General features: G+C 62.0%; 15 protein-coding genes. 10 read left to right on the top strand and 5 right to left on the bottom strand.

The annotated features are described in order from the left end of the window. Window positions 1-1,485 precede the first annotated feature (1,485 nt). Together L981_RS05260 and L981_RS05255 are read left to right on the top strand one after the other, a co-directional pair. Window positions 1,486-2,961 (top strand): sensor histidine kinase, encoded by a 1,476-nt coding sequence (locus tag L981_RS05260; protein ID WP_245281581.1) that lies wholly within the window; start codon window positions 1,486-1,488, stop codon window positions 2,959-2,961. Continuing rightward, on the top strand, window positions 2,954-3,619 hold the full coding sequence (locus tag L981_RS05255; RefSeq protein WP_043612484.1) for a response regulator transcription factor: 666 nt from the start codon (window positions 2,954-2,956) through the stop codon (window positions 3,617-3,619). The genes L981_RS05260 and L981_RS05255 overlap by 8 nt, the downstream gene beginning before the upstream one ends. Before the next feature lie 203 nt (window positions 3,620-3,822). On the opposite strand, the gene L981_RS05250 is transcribed toward L981_RS05255, so the two are convergent. Further along, the gene (locus tag L981_RS05250) at window positions 3,823-4,560 is read right to left on the bottom strand and encodes a response regulator transcription factor (RefSeq protein ID WP_245281580.1); all 738 of its coding nucleotides are present in this window, start codon (window positions 4,558-4,560) and stop codon (window positions 3,823-3,825) included. Between the two features lie 603 nt (window positions 4,561-5,163). On the opposite strand from L981_RS05250, the gene msrA reads away from it, so the two are divergent. The 6 genes from msrA to L981_RS05220 all read left to right on the top strand — a co-directional run bounded on the left by msrA (window position 5,164) and on the right by L981_RS05220 (window position 10,118). Continuing rightward, on the top strand, window positions 5,164-5,670 hold the full coding sequence (gene msrA / locus L981_RS05245; RefSeq protein ID WP_043612481.1) for a peptide-methionine (S)-S-oxide reductase MsrA: 507 nt from the start codon (window positions 5,164-5,166) through the stop codon (window positions 5,668-5,670). A 141-nt stretch (window positions 5,671-5,811) separates the two neighbouring features. Next, on the top strand, window positions 5,812-7,038 hold the full coding sequence (locus L981_RS05240; RefSeq protein WP_043612480.1) for a bifunctional alpha/beta hydrolase/OsmC family protein: 1,227 nt from the start codon (window positions 5,812-5,814) through the stop codon (window positions 7,036-7,038). A 98-nt stretch (window positions 7,039-7,136) separates the two neighbouring features. Then, the gene (locus tag L981_RS05235) at window positions 7,137-7,733 is read left to right on the top strand and encodes a DJ-1/PfpI family protein (protein ID WP_043612478.1); all 597 of its coding nucleotides are present in this window, start codon (window positions 7,137-7,139) and stop codon (window positions 7,731-7,733) included. Between the two features lie 24 nt (window positions 7,734-7,757). Next, a complete protein-coding gene (locus L981_RS05230; RefSeq protein WP_043612477.1) occupies window positions 7,758-8,108 on the top strand; it encodes a ribbon-helix-helix domain-containing protein in 351 nt (116 codons plus the stop codon). A gap of 185 nt (window positions 8,109-8,293) precedes the next feature. Beyond that, the gene (locus tag L981_RS05225) at window positions 8,294-9,178 is read left to right on the top strand and encodes a DMT family transporter (protein ID WP_043612476.1); all 885 of its coding nucleotides are present in this window, start codon (window positions 8,294-8,296) and stop codon (window positions 9,176-9,178) included. Between the two features lie 331 nt (window positions 9,179-9,509). Continuing rightward, a complete protein-coding gene (locus tag L981_RS05220) occupies window positions 9,510-10,118 on the top strand; it encodes a short chain dehydrogenase (RefSeq protein ID WP_043612475.1) in 609 nt (202 codons plus the stop codon). A gap of 30 nt (window positions 10,119-10,148) precedes the next feature. On the opposite strand, the gene L981_RS05215 is transcribed toward L981_RS05220, so the two are convergent. Next, window positions 10,149-10,640, bottom strand: a complete 492-nt coding sequence (locus L981_RS05215; RefSeq protein WP_043612473.1) for a nucleoside deaminase — start codon at window positions 10,638-10,640, stop codon at window positions 10,149-10,151. A 15-nt stretch (window positions 10,641-10,655) separates the two neighbouring features. Next, window positions 10,656-11,174 carry a LysE family translocator gene (locus L981_RS05210; RefSeq protein ID WP_082005899.1) on the bottom strand — a complete coding sequence of 173 codons (519 nt, stop codon included), beginning with the start codon at window positions 11,172-11,174 and terminating at the stop codon, window positions 10,656-10,658. A gap of 316 nt (window positions 11,175-11,490) precedes the next feature. On the opposite strand from L981_RS05210, the gene L981_RS05205 reads away from it, so the two are divergent. Further along, window positions 11,491-12,459: a LysR family transcriptional regulator gene (locus tag L981_RS05205; protein ID WP_082005898.1), complete on the top strand. Its 969-nt coding sequence runs from the start codon at window positions 11,491-11,493 to the stop codon at window positions 12,457-12,459. Here L981_RS05205 and L981_RS05200 read toward each other — a convergent pair. After that, on the bottom strand, window positions 12,377-12,835 hold the full coding sequence (locus tag L981_RS05200) for an Rrf2 family transcriptional regulator (protein ID WP_082005902.1): 459 nt from the start codon (window positions 12,833-12,835) through the stop codon (window positions 12,377-12,379). The genes L981_RS05205 and L981_RS05200 overlap by 83 nt on opposite strands. 101 nt (window positions 12,836-12,936) lie before the next feature. Here L981_RS05200 and L981_RS05195 point away from each other — a divergent pair, with 101 nt between their 5' ends. Continuing rightward, the gene (locus L981_RS05195) at window positions 12,937-13,902 is read left to right on the top strand and encodes an alpha/beta fold hydrolase (protein WP_043612471.1); all 966 of its coding nucleotides are present in this window, start codon (window positions 12,937-12,939) and stop codon (window positions 13,900-13,902) included. A gap of 54 nt (window positions 13,903-13,956) precedes the next feature. Here L981_RS05195 and L981_RS05190 read toward each other — a convergent pair whose 3' ends face one another. Next, entirely contained in the window at window positions 13,957-14,982 is a 1,026-nt protein-coding gene (locus L981_RS05190) for an ankyrin repeat domain-containing protein (RefSeq protein ID WP_052201605.1), read from the bottom strand. Between the last annotated feature and the right edge of the window lie 165 nt (window positions 14,983-15,147).

The following is a 15,147-nucleotide window of genomic DNA, read 5'->3' as shown; positions in this document are numbered from 1 at the left end:
GTGCCGAGGAGGCGCTTGCCGCAGTGCTTTGGGCACTGTCGACGGCGCTCGTCAGGTTTTGTTGCTCGGCCACCGCGTCCTGTAGGGCGACCACTGCCGTCGTATGATCTGCCTGCGCTGCCGTCAGGGCAGCCGAAGCGTCTTCCAGATTCTCGACTGACAGATTGTAGGCGATTTCGGCATCTTCCCGGGCATCCACGGCCTCGATGTAGAGCGCGCTGTTTGCCGGCGTTGGATTGTTCTGGAACGCCGTAAGGGCGGCGCTCTCCGCCTGCTCGGCCAAGGCAAGATTGGCAAAGGCGACGTTGCGTGCATCGGTCGCGTTCGAGACCGCCGCCGCGGCAGCCTGGCTGGCTGCAAGTGCCGTGGCGGCAGCCGCCTGGGCGCTTACGACCACAGGCGCATGGGCATCGCGCGCCGCGATTGCCGAGGCCAGGGCGGCATTGGCGCTTGCGAGTGCCTGCGCCGCTCCCGACTGTACGACCACGGCCGCGTCATAGGTCGCCTGCGCCGTTGCTTGTGCTGCCTGGGCGTTGGCGACGACGACATTGGCGGCAGCGACCGCGGCAGCGGCATTCGCAGCCGCGGTCGCGACGGCGGCATGCGCCGCCCGTGCGACGGCCTGGAGATCCATGACCGTGCGCACGATGCCGAGGGCTTCCGCCCCCTTGATATCGACGGACGCAAGCGCTCCGGCTATCGCTGCCGGATTGTCGAGCGACTGGTCCGCGACGATATTGGAGATCAGGCGAGGCTGGCTGTCGTAAACCGTACCCGATGGGTCGGCGTAACTCGTCTGCTGTCCGTTGCGCGGGTTGATTTCGGCCGGCGCGTAGTTCGGCGTGAGCAGGCGCACCATCGTCTGGTCCGACGAGCCGAGATGGGTCATGTTCGGCTGGAAGTTGTTGTACGAGCCGTCGACCGTGCGAAGGCCGTATGGAAGGAGCGGGTTGGAAACGAGCTCTGCAAGGGCAGCGCGCGGATCGGCGCCGCCGTCGATGGCCGCCGTATGGGCTTCTGCGATCTTGATCTGCTTCAGGATGAAGTCGAGGTCGTTCCGGTTAAGCTTTACCATTTTTCCCTCCATCGGAGCACCCCGCGGTCGCGGTCGCCCGTTTTTCAAACAAAGTTCCACCACCCGGCGGTGAGGCTGTCCTCCGCGGCGCGCCGGTTGCTTTTCGTGTCTCGTTGGTGAGCCGAATAGGCCTTTTGATGCTCGTATGGTGAGCCTCGGCGCCGACGAAAGAAACGGCGCAAGGTCGGACGAGATTGTCGACGAAGGTTGGAGCGGATTTCGGACTAGTGGACGTGCGTCGATGGCATTGGTCCAATGAAAAACCTGGACTTAGGTCCAGTTCTTCTTTCTCCCGTAGAAATTGACTGGAGAAGCTCTTTCAATTTGTCAGAATAGTGCGATCATCGCGAAAGCGGCTTGGCCGGGGCACTGCATTCCGCGGCACGCAATCCGAGAGGAAACCGCGCAGCGTGACGGAGCATTCAGGGGGTATTTCGCATGAGATCGCCGCGCCAGCGGAGCCGGCGCTAGTGGGCCGCCGTCGGCTGTTGCTGCCGCTACGACAATGGTTTGGCCGGCAGACCCTCTCCATGCAGTTCCTGCTTGCCTGCGGTGTACTGATCTTTCTGGTCGCTGCCGTCTCCGGCTATCTCATCTCTCGCGAAGTGTCTCACAATGCGGCGGTCGATCGCGCAGCTGCGACGGCTCTCTTCATGCAGAGCATTCTCGAACCGGCCGGAAACGACCTTGCCCAGTCGGGCCAGCTTTCGCCGGAGCGCCGACTTCGTCTCGACGAGCTTTTTGCCGAACCGCAATTCAAGGACCGGTTCCCCTATTTCGAGCTCTGGCTGCCGGATGGGTCGGTCGCCTACTCCACGTCCAAGGAACTGATCGGCCGCCGTTTCAACCCGCCGCCGGGGCTTCTACGCGCGCTCAAGGGCGATGTTGCCGCGGAATACACGGACCTGACGGCGAGCGAGCACACGATGCGCAGCCTGAGCACGCGCTACCTGGAGATCTATAGTCCGCTGCGCCGGTCCGATACCGGCGACGTGGTTGCCGTCGCGGAGATACACGAGGATACGGATACCCTGCACTGGGAGATCTTCGAAGTGCGCCTGATGGGCTGGACGGTCGTTGCCGGCGCATCCACCCTCATCATGCTCGGACTGCTCGCAATCGTGCATCGCGGCAGCGCAACGATCGAACGACAGCGCCTGCGGCTGGAGCAGCGCGCCGAGGAAGCCGAGCGGGTTTCCGAAGAAATCCGCGTCCTGCGTGATCGCGCAAGGATCGCCTCCTTGCGCATGACCGACTCTAACGAGCGCCTGACGCGCGGAATTGGCGCAGACCTGCATGATGGTCCCGCGCAGCTTATCGGCTTTGCCATCCTCCAGACGGAGCCTGTCCGCGTCGCCCGGTCCAAGTCCGAGCGCGAAGAGGCCCTGGAGGTGATCTGTGGCACGCTGGAAGAAGCCCTGAAAGAAATCCGCCTGATCGCGCGGTCGCTGCTGCTCCCGGATATCGAGCATCTGGACCTTGACCAGGTGATCGAGCGGGCGGTGAAACTGCACGAGGCGCGAACGGGAACCCGGGTGGCCATCAAGGGCAGCGGCAGCAGCTTGCCGCTCCCGCCGGTTATCAAGACCTGCATCTACCGTTTCGTTCAGGAAGGCCTGAACAACGCCCATCGCCATGCGAACGGTCAGGGCCAGGCCGTGCGCTGTCGCATCGACGGCACCGTTCTGAACCTCAGCGTCCGCGACCATGGCGGCCCTTCTGCCAAGCGCAGCCCTGGCGACAAGCCGGAAGGCAGTGGTCTGGGCATTCACGGCCTTCAGCAACGGGTCGAAAGCCTTGGCGGTACGCTAAAGTTCGTGCATCGACGGGATGGGGCGGAACTGCAGATGACGCTGGATCTCGGGGGAGGAATGCTCGATGGATGAACCATCATCGGTCATCGTCGTCGACGACCACGCACTCTTTCGAATGGGCGTTCTCCAGGCACTGTCAGCGCACAAGGGCTTTGCCGTCGTCGGCGAAGGAGGCTCGAAAGAGGATGCGCTGCGGCTCGTAGAGAACTGTCTTCCGAACGTGGCGTTGCTCGACATCTCCATGCCCGGCAACGGGATAGACGCCGCCCGTGAAATCTCGGCGCGATGGCCAAAGACGAAGATCGTGATGCTGACCGTGTCGGAGGAGGACGACGACGTCTTGGAGGCACTCGATGCCGGTGCGGCCGGCTACGTGCTCAAGGGGGCGCCGGCGCTGGACCTGATTACGGCGATCTCGACCGTTGCCGAGGGGCGAGCCTATTTGTCGCCAGCCCTTGGCATGCGCCTGTTCGGCGTCATTCGCAATCGGACCGAAGGCCATCGGGTGGAGCGGCTGGTCGACAAGCTGACGCCGAAGGAGGCAATCGTCTTCCGCCTGCTCGGGCGCGGCTGCACCAACCGGACGATCGCCGAGGAGATGAGCGTGCAGATCAAGACGGTGAAATTCCATGTCGGCCGGCTACTCATCAAGCTCGGCGCCAAGAACCGGGTCGAAGCGGCCCTCCTGGCGCAGCGACATCTGAAGCTTTCGGCAAACAGCAAGACGTGAGCCGGATCGTCGGCGGAGCTGGTGCATGCATCCGGCCGAAACCGCGGACTCGGAAACGAACTCGCTGGCAGGTCACCGGTTCTCCAGCCGCATGATGCCCTGATGCGCGTTGCGATCCTCCAGGCTCAATCGGTGCGCTTTCCGTTGTTGATTTGGCGAATGTCGTTATCGCAAAACCGCGGCGCACGTTGGCGCGACATGCTCTAGTTGATCCGCTCGCCCTCGCCGGCGCCCTTAGGAATCACATCCAGCCGCTGGGCCGCCAGCACGACTTCCAGGCGGTTCCTGGCATCGAGCTTCTGCATCAGCACGCTCATGTAGTGCTTCACCGTCTTCTCGCTGATATCGAGACAGCGCGCGATCTCTCGGTTGGTGCTGCCACGCATCAGGTGACGGACGATCTGCTCTTCGCGAAGGCTGAGGCGCTGCTGCGCCTGTTCGCGCCGGCGCATCTCCGCAGTCTTCATCGCCATGATGACCTTGGTGGCAAAGCCTGCCGAAATGAAGGTCTCCCCATCATAGACCATGCGGATCGCCTGGTGCAGGTCGCTAGCCCTGCTGCCCTTGAGCACATAGCCGGCAACGCCGTAGTTCAGCACCTGGATCGCTGTTTCTATGCTTGAGTTCGCCGTGAAGACGATGATGCGCGTGCCCTGGTATTTTCGAGCAATCAACTCGATGGCCGCGACCGCATCCCCGGGCATGCTGAGATCGAGGACCAGCACGCGCGGCGAATGATCTTCGACAATCCTTAAAGCGTCGACAGCATTTTCACCCTTCGCAACGATCTCCAGATCGCTCTTTGCGGAAAATACGCTGATTAAGCCGTCAAGCAAAATAGGGTGATCATCGACAAATGCCACGGAAATACACATGGAAACCAGCCCAAAATTAGAAGAAATAATAAAATCACATTGCAAAATCGCAGAGATACTACGCATTCGAATTTATGCAGTTACGAACAAATACATTCGATACCGGATATCAATACATACGAAAATTAAAGCACACCGCACAAAGCGTCGCGCATCCTCGTTCATTCGGTAAGAGCGGATTCGAATGACCTCCCCGCCCTCCGATCCTCAAATACTATTACAGAAGAACTCAATTTTAAAGTTCATGCTTAAACATAGGTTAATTTTAGGGGTTTGACGAGCCGCTGAGCGAGAAGTGACGTCGCCGCGCAAAGCCCTTGACCGCCGATCGGCACATCTGCGGTCACACAGGCCATCCGATGGCTTGTAGAGCATGTCAGAAGCGACAATTGGCAAGAGCGCCTGCCGCAGCTTGCCGCATATCCAAATGAGCATTTCGACTACGAGAGAGACGATCGCGCGCTGCAGCTTCCGGAAGCGACATCGATCGCCTCTTGAACCCGTGGCTTGGGAAACTCTCCACGTGCCGAGCCAAAACGCGGATTTGGAACCGGCCTCCTGATCTTGGCAGCACAAGTTCCTATATTACAGTCGATCTCCGGCGCTGGCCCGCGGCCAGTGCGAGACAAAAGCGAAGAAACGCTCATGAAACAGGTGGAGGATATCTGAATGACCGAGAGAGCTGTTCTGGCCGGCGGTTGCTTCTGGGGAATGCAGGATCTGATCCGCAGGCTCCCCGGCGTCACCGGCACCCGCGTGGGCTACACCGGCGGCGATGTGCCCAATGCCACCTACCGCAACCACGGAACCCATGCCGAGGGCATCGAGATATTCTACGACCCGGCGAAGACCTCCTATCGGCGGATTCTGGAGCTGTTCTTCCAGATCCACGACCCCACGACGAAAAACCGCCAGGGCAACGACATCGGGACCTCCTATCGTTCGGCGATCTACTATGTCGATGACGAACAGAAGCGCATTGCCGAGGACACCGTCGCCGATGTGGAAGCCTCCGGCCTGTGGCCGGGCAAGGTGGTGACGGAGATCGAACCTGTCGGCGATTTCTGGCAGGCGGAACCGGAGCACCAGGATTACCTGGAGCGCTATCCCAGCGGCTACACCTGCCACTTCCCGCGCCCGAACTGGGTGCTACCGCGACGGTCCGCAGCGGAGTAACCGACGCCGGTCGAGCACCTGATAGAGCCATGTCCGCATGAAGCCGCCAGGTTCTGCGGACATGGACGCCGGCCGCATCATTCGCGTTCAGGACAGTCGTTGCGCCCTTGGGATGATTGTTCTCCTTTTCTGGAGCATCACATGAACTTCAACAGTCAGCGACTTGAATTTACCGGACATTCCGGCGCAACTCTCGGCGCCCGCCTCGACCTTCCAAACGGCCCGGTACGGGCCTATGCGATTTTCGCCCACTGCTTCACCTGCTCCAAGGATCTGGCGGCGGCGCGTCAGATCTCGGCCGAGCTCGCGCGCGAAGGGATCGCCGTCCTGCGCTTCGATTTCACCGGCCTCGGATCAAGTGAGGGCGAGTTCGCCTCGACGAATTTTTCCTCCAACATCGCCGACCTGCGTTCGGCCGCCGACTATCTGCGGCAACACTTCGAGGCGCCGTCGCTCCTGATCGGCCATTCGCTTGGCGGGGCCGCCGTCTTTGCGGTTGCCAAGGAAATTCCCGAAATCCGCGCCGTGGCCACGATCGGCGCACCCGCCGACGTCGGCCATGTGCTGAAGAACTTCGGAGCGAGCCTTGAGGAAATCCGAGAGAAGGGCGCCGCCGAGGTCGATCTGGCCGGTCGCAGGTTCCTGATCAAAAAGCAGTTCGTCGATGACGCCTGCGCCCAGCGCGTTCACGAGGCTGTGGCGACGCTCAGGAAACCCGTTCTCATTCTCCACGCGCCGCTGGATCAAACGGTCGGCATCGAAAACGCCAGCGACCTCTTCCATGCGGCCAAACATCCCAAAAGCTTCGTTTCGCTGGACAAGGCCGACCATCTGCTCACCGATCCTGCCGATGCCGCCTACGCCGCCCGGGTGATTGCAGAGTGGCTGAGCCGCTATCTCTTGGCCGACAGCCCGCAAGGCACGAAGCCAGTGGAACAGGTCCAGGTGACGGAAACGGGCGAAGGGAAATTTCAGAACTCGGTTCAAGCCGGCAGGCATCGCCTCTTTGCCGACGAGCCGCAAAGCGTGGGCGGTTTCGATTCCGGACCATCACCTTACGATTACCTGTCGATCGGGCTCGCGGCCTGCACCTCGATGACGCTGCGCCTTTACGCCGACCGCAAGAAGCTGCCGCTCGGGCGCATCAAGGTGGAGGTCTCGCATTCCAAGATCCATGCGCGGGATTGCGAAGACTGCGCCGCATCGGAGCGTGCCGACGGCGGGAAGATCGACCGGTTCGAGCGGCTCATATCGATCGAGGGCGAGGTCGCGGACGAGCTTCGCAGCAAGATCGAAGAGATTGCCGACAAGTGCCCGGTCCATCGCACGCTCGAAGGTATCGCCAGGATAACGACGGCGGTGAAGTAATCTGCAGGCGGCAGAATATTTCTTTGTAGTATTCCGCTAGTACCCGTTGCTTTGCCCGCGTTGCTAAGCTCCGCCCATTGGTTTTTGGGAGGAAACAAATGGCAAACTCGAAAATTCTGATGATCACCGGTGATTTCACCGAAGACTATGAAACTATGGTCCCGTTTCAGACGTTGCTTGCCTGCGGCTACACGGTGCATGCCGTCTGCCCCGGCAAGAACGCCGGCGAGACGGTCGCGACCGCGATCCATGATTTCGAAGGCGACCAAACCTACTCCGAAAAGCGTGGCCATAATTTCGCGCTCAACGCCACCTTCTCCGCCATCCGCGCCGAAGATTACGACGCGCTGGTCATACCGGGCGGTCGCGCGCCCGAATATCTGCGTCTCAACCCGGACGTCATCACGGCCGTCCAGCACTTCTTCGCCGCGGGAAAACCGGTGGCGGCCATCTGCCACGGCGCGCAGCTGCTGGCGGCGGCCGGCGTGTTGAAGGGCCGCACCTGCTCGGCCTACCCCGCGTGCCGCCCGGAGGTCGAACTTGCCGGCGGCATCTATGCGGACATCGCAATCAGCGACGCGGTCGCCGACGGCAACCTCGTTACCGCGCCGGCATGGCCCGCCCACCCGTCGTGGCTGCGCCAGTTCATGGCTGTGCTCGACGCCTCGGCCCTGCTACAAACAGACGCCGCCTGAGAAGGCAGCCACGGGAGGGGCGAGATGTGCGAGTTGTTCATAAAGGCGGATGCGCGGCTCTGGGAAAGCACCACCCGGTCGCTGCGCATCGATGGCATGGTGACGAGCGTCCGGCTGGAGAACTTCTTCTGGTCGAAGCTTGAGGAAATCGCTCGGCGCGATCGCATGAACGTCACGCAGCTGATCACCAAGCTGCACCACGAGTCCATCGATGCCGGGCATGACCTCGGAAACTTCACGTCGTTCCTGAGGGTCTGCTGCGCACGCTATCTCGACCTCCAGCTGTCGGCCGACATTCCGACGGATGTCAACCAGCCGATCGCCGGGCTGAACGCTCCGGCGATCCTCACGCGCGAGCAGGAAAAATACCATTGAGGCGAGGCAGGCTGCCCCTTTTGCGGGGGGCAGTCCCGGCTCGGCGCGCCCTTCGCCTGACCGACTGCTACCGCGGATCCTGGATCGTAAGACGGAAGTCGATTGGCTCGCGATGACGTTTGGTTCAAGCCGCAGCGACAAGACTATGCTAATCAAGGGGACAGTGATTCTGAGTTTGTAATGCGATGAGCCCCAAGACCCGCGGTTATCTGTTTGCCTTCCTTGCCATTTGCATCTTTGCTGGCCAGGACGCCATCACCAAGTATCTTGGCGACCGCTATCCCGCCTTGTTCATCACGATGATCCGGTTCTGGGCGTTCGCGCTCTTCGTGTTCGCCTTCGCCGCCTCGTCGTCGGGTGGACTTCGCAAGACCGCCCAGACGCGTCATCCCTGGCTGCAGGTCGTGCGAGGCCTGTTGCTCGTCGCCGAAATCGTCGTCATCGTCATTTCCTATGTTCACGCCGGGCTCGCCATGAGCCAGTCGATCTTCCAGGCGACGCCGCTGATCATCACCATCCTCTCGATCCCGCTTCTCGGGGAGACCGTGGGATGGCGGCGCGGCGCGGCCATTCTGATCGGCCTGATCGGCGTTCTGGTGATCATCAATCCCGTGAACGTACACTTCGACATGTCGCTGCTTCTGCCCCTCGCAGCATCCGTGCTTTTCGCGCTCTACAGCATCGCCACCCGCGCCGTCAGTCACGAGGACTCGGCCGTCACGAGCCTGTTTTATGCCGGTGTTGTCGGTGCCGTGGCGATTTCGCTGATCGGCCCGTTCTACTGGACAGAGGTCGTGCCGTCCGATTGGTTCGCGCTTGCCGCACTTTGCGTCTGCGGCACCCTCAGCCACTTTTTCCTCATCAAAGCCTACGGACTGCTGCCAGCGGCCGAAGTCCAGCCCGTTACCTATTTCCAGCTGGTCCTCAACGTGACCTTCGCCGTCATGCTCTTCGGCGAGACGATAACCCACAACATGATCGTCGGCGCGCTCATCGTCGTCGGCGCCGGTCTCTTCACGATCTGGCGCGAGCATCAACTGACGAGACGGTCGCCAGCATCGCGTCCCTAGTCCTACTCGATCATCGAGCTCTTGCGCCGATCGTGATTTGAGCGCAGCCGACATCTTGCGAAGACTAAGATCAAACCGCTTGTCCTACCGGACGATCACGCAGAGCCGCCGGCTCAGTTTTGGCGAAAGCGGCCGGACCACAAGCTCACCCTGGCCTCCACGAGCCCGACGCTCCGGCAGATCGTCCCGCCACTCATGAATGAAATCACACAATACGTTCAGTGCGCCGGATATTATCGGAATTCCGTTCATCATCCATATTCCCTTCAAGCGAATGGAAACAGTGGAAGCGGTCAAGCGACCCCTTCCATCGACGCCAAGGGAGATGGCAATGCGGATTTTGGTTATCGGAGCGTCCGGGACGATTGGTCGACCGCTGTGTGATGTGCTGGCGCAGCGCGGGCATGAAATCGTTGCTGCAGGACGCAAGGGGCGTGACGTTTCGGTCGACATTCGTTCGGCTGAAAGTATCGAGGCGATGTTCCGAAGCGCAGGGCCAATCGATGCCTGCATCTGCGTTGCCGAATCCGGCGCCCTCGACAAATTCGCGGAACTGACAGAGACCGTCCTGCTCGAAAACATGCGTGGGAAGTTCTTCGGCCAGGTCAATCTTGCCCTGATCGGCCAAAGATATCTTTCCGATGGCGGATCCTTCACGCTCAGCAGCGGCATCTTTGCCGACGAGGCATGGCCCGGGGTTACCGGCGGGGCGGTCATCAGCGGCGCGTTGCACAGTTTCGTCCTGTCGGCCGCGATCGAGCTGAAGCGAAGCATGCGGATCAATGCCGTCAGCCCGACGATGGTCGCCGACTCCTTTGCCGACTACGGCCATCTCTTTCCGGGCATGGCCCCGGTGGCGATGGACGACCTCGTCGGCGCCTATGTCGCCAGCGTCGAAGGTGGCGGCACAGGCGAAATCTACAGGATGTACGGCCGTTGATGCGCTTCCGGGCTTCGACCGCGGCAACCCTTACGGCGCGGCCGAAGCCCTATCGAGGGCGCGCTCGTGCAGCGCAAAGACATCGTCTGCCAGTTCGGGCACCGGCCCCGCCACCACTGCGTCGCGGATGACCGCTTGGATCGGCAAGGCGTTCACGGGCGGTCGTGAAAGGCCGCGTCGGTCCAGCCATGCAACGAGTTGGTCCGACGACGTCGCATAAACGATCCGGCCAAGGCCGACCCATCCGTGTGCGGCGGCGCACATGGGGCAATGCTCGCCCGAGGTATAGACCGTGGCGCTGCCGCGCTCTGCCGGCGTCATGTTTTCTGCCGCCCACCGGGCGATCGCGAATTCCGGATGCCGGGTGTGATCGCCGCCGGCAACCTCGTTTCGGCCTTCGTACAGAACGTCGCCGCCGCTCGAAACCAGGACCGAGCCAAAAGGCTGGTCGCCAGCATCCACCGCCTCCTCGGCAAGTGCGACGCAGCGGCGCAGATGTGTCATGTCGACTTCGGAAATCACGCTATTCTCCCTTGCTCACTTCTTGCCGTTGCCGGCCAGGGCCGCGGTGACGCCGAGCCCGATATAGAGAAATCCACTGAAATAGCGTTCGAACCGCAGGTAGCTGCGATTGCCGCGAAGCCAGCTTCCAGCAATCCCTGCCGCCATCGCATAGCTGGTGTCGGTGATCAGCCCAAGCGCAGTAAACAATATGCCGAGGGTGAAGATCTGAACCGCCACATGGCCGAGCGCCACATCGACGAACTGGGGCAGGAAGGCGAGGAAGAAAAGGGCGGTCTTCGGGTTCAGAAGGTTGACGATGAAGCCATCGCGAAACAGGCGCCAGTTGCTATGACGCGCGAGCGCCGATGCGCCGGTCGCAAGGCCAGGCACTGGCGCAAAAAGCTTGCGAAGGCCCATCCAGATCAGATAGGCGGCGCCGGCATATTTCACGATGGCGAATGCGAGCGCCGAAGATGCGAGCAGCGCCGAGAGGCCGAGCGCTGCTGCCGCGAAGAGGCCGAGACCGGTGGCATTCGGCAAAACGAAGTCCATGCGTGGTTACCTCGCAAATTTGGCGACGGAAGTACCCCGGATATTTCCATGCAGGCGTTTTTCGCACACACGTCCGGCGCTTCGATATTTCGGCACGGCTTTCCGCTTATGTCTAGCAGATGCCTTGCTGGCGAAAATTGCAGCCGATCGCACACCGAGATGCAGGCCATTCAACAGTATTGCCAGAGAAGGTTCTCCCCCAAGCGGTCACGTGCCCGGAAGGGCCGCTTCTTGACGTGCGCGCTGACGCTTCTCGCTTGCGAAGGCGGCATCCAGTTTTCAATTATAGAGGGCAGAGATCGAAGGAGAATCGGGAATGCGGCTTCCGCTTGCGCTGCTTGAAGTGTTTGACGCCATCGCCCGAGCAGGCAGCATGCGGGGCGCCGCCGAGGCTCTGGGCGTCACGCCCTCGACGATCAGCCATCAATTGAAGTCCCTCGAAAAGCAGATGGGAACGGCCCTGTTCGTGCGCACCACCCGATCGGTGCTGATGACGGAGGCCGGGCGGGCGCTGAGCAGAGGCGCGCTTCCCGCCTTCGACCAGTTGGCCAACGCCGTGCAGGAGGCGCGCGATGTCGGCGGCAGCCCGCGCGGCAGCCTGCGGATCACCCTGCCGGAGTTCGCCTACACCATGGCGCTCGCGCCGCACATCGTCTCGTTTCGCAAGGCATGGCCCGAGATCGAGCTGGAACTGATCATGACCGACGCCTTGGTGGATCTGATGGAGGCGGGCTATCATGCTGGCATCCGCCAGGGCGACCGGATCGAGCAGGACATGGTCGCCATCAAACTCGGCGAGCCGCTGCCGCTCGCCGTCTACGGCAGCCACGATTACTTCGAGCGCCGGGGCAAGCCGCAATCGCCCGCGGACCTGCTGTTCCATGATTGTATCCGCTATCGCTTCCACCGCTCCGGACGGCTGGCGCCCTGGGTGTTTCATGATGCGGGCGAGCCCCACACGGTCGACGTCTCCGGCGGGCTCATCGTCAGCGACTTGCCGGCGCTCTATCAGATGATCGCCGACGGCCTGGGGCTCGGCTACGTGTTCCGCGATGGCCCGCCCGAAGCCTTGCGCCGCACCGGCCTGGCCAGCGTTCTCACGGACTATCTCCTGCCCATTCCCGGTCTCAACCTCTATTATCCGCGCGAGTATCGCTCGATGCTGCCGCTTCGCCTGTTCATCGACCACATGCGCGGCGCCTTCAGGGTTGATGATCCGGGCGCGCTGCCTGCCGAGGCTCTCCAGCGGCCTGCATCGCACGCTCCGCAATCGTCGAAAGCTTGAGTTCGGCAAACTCTCGCAGCAGGGTCCGCTCCGCCTGTTCGAAAGCGTCCACCAGCGCCGCGTTTGCTGCGCGCTCGACCGGGCAGGTCGGATGGTCCTCCGACACGCCGGCCGCCAGAACCTGCCCGTCATCGAGCGCCCGCTGCACATCCAGCACCGTCAGCGCCTCAAGCGGCACCAGGAGCGCCCAGCCCCCTCCCCGACCGCCTTCGGAGCCGACGACGCCCTTGCGCTTCAACGCCCCCATCGTCCGGCGAACGACTACCGGATTGGTGTTCAGCATCTTGGCGATGGTTTCCGACGTCTCCCTTCCCCCGAGCAATGCCATGTGTATGAGCACATGGATCATCCGCGCCAACCGGCTGTCTTGCTTCATTCCATACCCCATAGCGTAACATCATAAGTTACGAACTCTTGACGCCATCCGTTTCCGTAACTTATACAATTACGGTATCAGAGTGTCGAGAAGGAACGAAGATGCAGGCCCGGACAATCCAGACCCGAACCATCCGCATGAGCTTTATCGAACAGGGAAACGGCCCGGCCGTCCTGCTCTGCCACGGCTTCCCGGAGACCTCGCATGCCTGGCGACACCAGGTAGCGGCACTTGCAGAGGCGGGCTTTCGGGCAATCGCGCCTGACTTGCGTGGCTACGGCCTCACGGAATGCCCGTCCTCGGTCGACGAATACAGCTTGTTTCACATCGTCGGCGATCTGATCGCTCTGCTGGACGCCCTTGATGTGCCGGTGGCCATCCTCGTCGGCAACGACTGGGGCGCGACGGTTGCCTGGCAGGCGGCGCAGATGCGACCCGACCGTTTCCACGGCATCGTCGCCTTGAGCGTGCCGATGATGGGCCAGCCGCCCGTTCCGCCCACCCGGATCTTCCCACGCACCGACGAGGCCGAGTTGTACACGCTCTATTTTCAGGAGCCCGGCGTCGCCGAGGCGGAACTGGAGCGTGACGTCGGCCAGACGCTGCGAAAGATCCTCTTTGCTGCTTCCGGCGACGCCGGCCCGCGACAGCCCGGAGACCAGACGCCCAATCCGTTCGGCATGGTATCGCGCCGGCATGGGCTGCTTGGGGCCCTGCCCGACAGCATGCCGGGTTGGCTGACCGCTGCTGACCTCGACGTCTATATCAGCGCCTTTGCCACGACCGGTTTTCGCGGCGGGCTGAACTACTATCGAAACCTCGATCGCAATTGGCAGATGCAGGCTGCCTTCGCCGGCCTAAAGGTCGGCATTCCCGCCCTGTTCATGACCGGCGAACGCGATACAGGCCTCGCCATACCCGGGATGCGGGCTATCGTCGATGCGATGCCGCAACTCGTTCCGCAGCTCAAGGAGAACATCATCGTGCCCGGCAGTGGCCATTGGCTGCCGCAGGAACGCCCCGATATCGTGAGCGAGGCCCTCATCCGGTTTGCCAGACAGATTTGAAAGGCAGGCGGCAAGACAATACACGACGGCGTTTGTCGCCGTCGTCACGCGCCATCAGGCAAGAGCGGGTGAAATGACGTCGGTCCCCCACTGATCCGGCACGGTGCGGCGTCGCGAAGCCTCGTCCAGCATCGCGCCAACCGTCTCGAAACCAAAGGCATGCGCCATTTCGGCCGCGGTCTGGCCGTCATGGCCGCGTGGCGCGAGAGACACGCCGGCGTCGATCAGGATGGCAACGGTATCGGCATGCCCCATCCACACCGCATCGTGCAGCGCCGTATAACCGTTGAACGGCCCCTGGATATCCGCGATCTCGGCGAAGCGTGGATGCGCCACCAGCGCCCTCATGACATCAGACCTGCCCATATAGGCCGCCTTGTGCGCCGGGTGAGCGTGCATGAAGTGGTCGACGAGCGTCATGTCGGCACCCGCTTCCAGCAGCGCACGAACCGCCTCCGCCAGCCCGTCGCGCGCAGCGATCATCAGCGGCGTGTGGCCAGGGTTTTCGATATCGTAGTTGGGCGCGACGACATTCGGATCGGCGCCCGCTTCGAGCAGTTCCACCACCCGCTGCTCCTTTTCAGCCGGTGACAAGGTCCGGGCGCCAAGGGCGGCGATGAGCGGTTGCCATCGGCGACGCTTTTCGGCGCGGGTCCTGAAGTCATCGAAGATGTCACGCAGTTCCGCATCCTGCGGCGTCGCATCGCCGAGCATCTCTTCGGCCGTAGCGCCGAGGCGCGATCTTACGGACGGATCGATGTCGGCGTGCTCCAGCAGCACGCGCGCAACGGCGGGACGGCGATGCCAGACGGCAACCATCAACGGCGTCATGCCGTGGCTGTGGCTTTGAAGGTTGATGAGGGCGCCGTGATCGAGAAGCAATTGAACGATTTCGGCGCTGCCGCTTTGTGCGGCGAAATGAAGGGCGGACGCACCCATCAGGGGATCGAGCTTGAAAACGTCCTCTCCCGCCGCCAGCAATCCCTCCACCACAGCGATATCGCCGCGGGCGGCGGCCGCATGCAGGGGCGGAAGGCTCGCGCCGTGGTCTTTCAGGATATGCCGTGACGATTGCTTCATGATCGATGCTCCTTTCGAGACAAGATAGGGCTGCCTGTCTCTTGAATGAATCCCGGACCGATACATCAGTCACATGCAGGAAATTCAGTAATGGCCAACGCCGCTTAGATTCTCTCGAAAAGGCTGGCGGCATCTTTCAAAGGCTTAGGCGCCCCTCTATCTCGC

Origin of the sequence: Ensifer sp. ZNC0028, from assembly GCF_000799055.1 — a bacterium.
Classification (GTDB): domain Bacteria; phylum Pseudomonadota; class Alphaproteobacteria; order Rhizobiales; family Rhizobiaceae; genus Ensifer.
The sequence above is the reverse complement of the archived record's forward strand: the minus strand, read 5'-3'. Positions and strand labels throughout refer to the sequence as shown.

Excerpts from the sequence above, each read along its gene's own strand:
- L981_RS05190 (WP_052201605.1), bottom strand. The coding sequence starts at position 14,982 with ATGAAGCAATCGTCACGGCATATCCTGAAAGACCACGGCGCGAGCCTT.
- msrA (WP_043612481.1), top strand. The coding sequence starts at position 5,164 with ATGACCGAGAGAGCTGTTCTGGCCGGCGGTTGCTTCTGGGGAATGCAG.
- L981_RS05200 (WP_082005902.1), bottom strand. The coding sequence starts at position 12,835 with ATGAAGCAAGACAGCCGGTTGGCGCGGATGATCCATGTGCTCATACAC.
- L981_RS05230 (WP_043612477.1), top strand. The coding sequence starts at position 7,758 with ATGTGCGAGTTGTTCATAAAGGCGGATGCGCGGCTCTGGGAAAGCACC.
- L981_RS05220 (WP_043612475.1), top strand. The coding sequence starts at position 9,510 with ATGCGGATTTTGGTTATCGGAGCGTCCGGGACGATTGGTCGACCGCTG.
- L981_RS05195 (WP_043612471.1), top strand. The coding sequence starts at position 12,937 with ATGCAGGCCCGGACAATCCAGACCCGAACCATCCGCATGAGCTTTATC.
- L981_RS05240 (WP_043612480.1), top strand. The coding sequence starts at position 5,812 with ATGAACTTCAACAGTCAGCGACTTGAATTTACCGGACATTCCGGCGCA.
- L981_RS05250 (WP_245281580.1), bottom strand. The coding sequence starts at position 4,560 with ATGCGTAGTATCTCTGCGATTTTGCAATGTGATTTTATTATTTCTTCT.
- L981_RS05225 (WP_043612476.1), top strand. The coding sequence starts at position 8,294 with ATGAGCCCCAAGACCCGCGGTTATCTGTTTGCCTTCCTTGCCATTTGC.
- L981_RS05235 (WP_043612478.1), top strand. The coding sequence starts at position 7,137 with ATGGCAAACTCGAAAATTCTGATGATCACCGGTGATTTCACCGAAGAC.
- L981_RS05205 (WP_082005898.1), top strand. The coding sequence starts at position 11,491 with ATGCGGCTTCCGCTTGCGCTGCTTGAAGTGTTTGACGCCATCGCCCGA.
- L981_RS05210 (WP_082005899.1), bottom strand. The coding sequence starts at position 11,174 with ATGGACTTCGTTTTGCCGAATGCCACCGGTCTCGGCCTCTTCGCGGCA.
- L981_RS05255 (WP_043612484.1), top strand. The coding sequence starts at position 2,954 with ATGGATGAACCATCATCGGTCATCGTCGTCGACGACCACGCACTCTTT.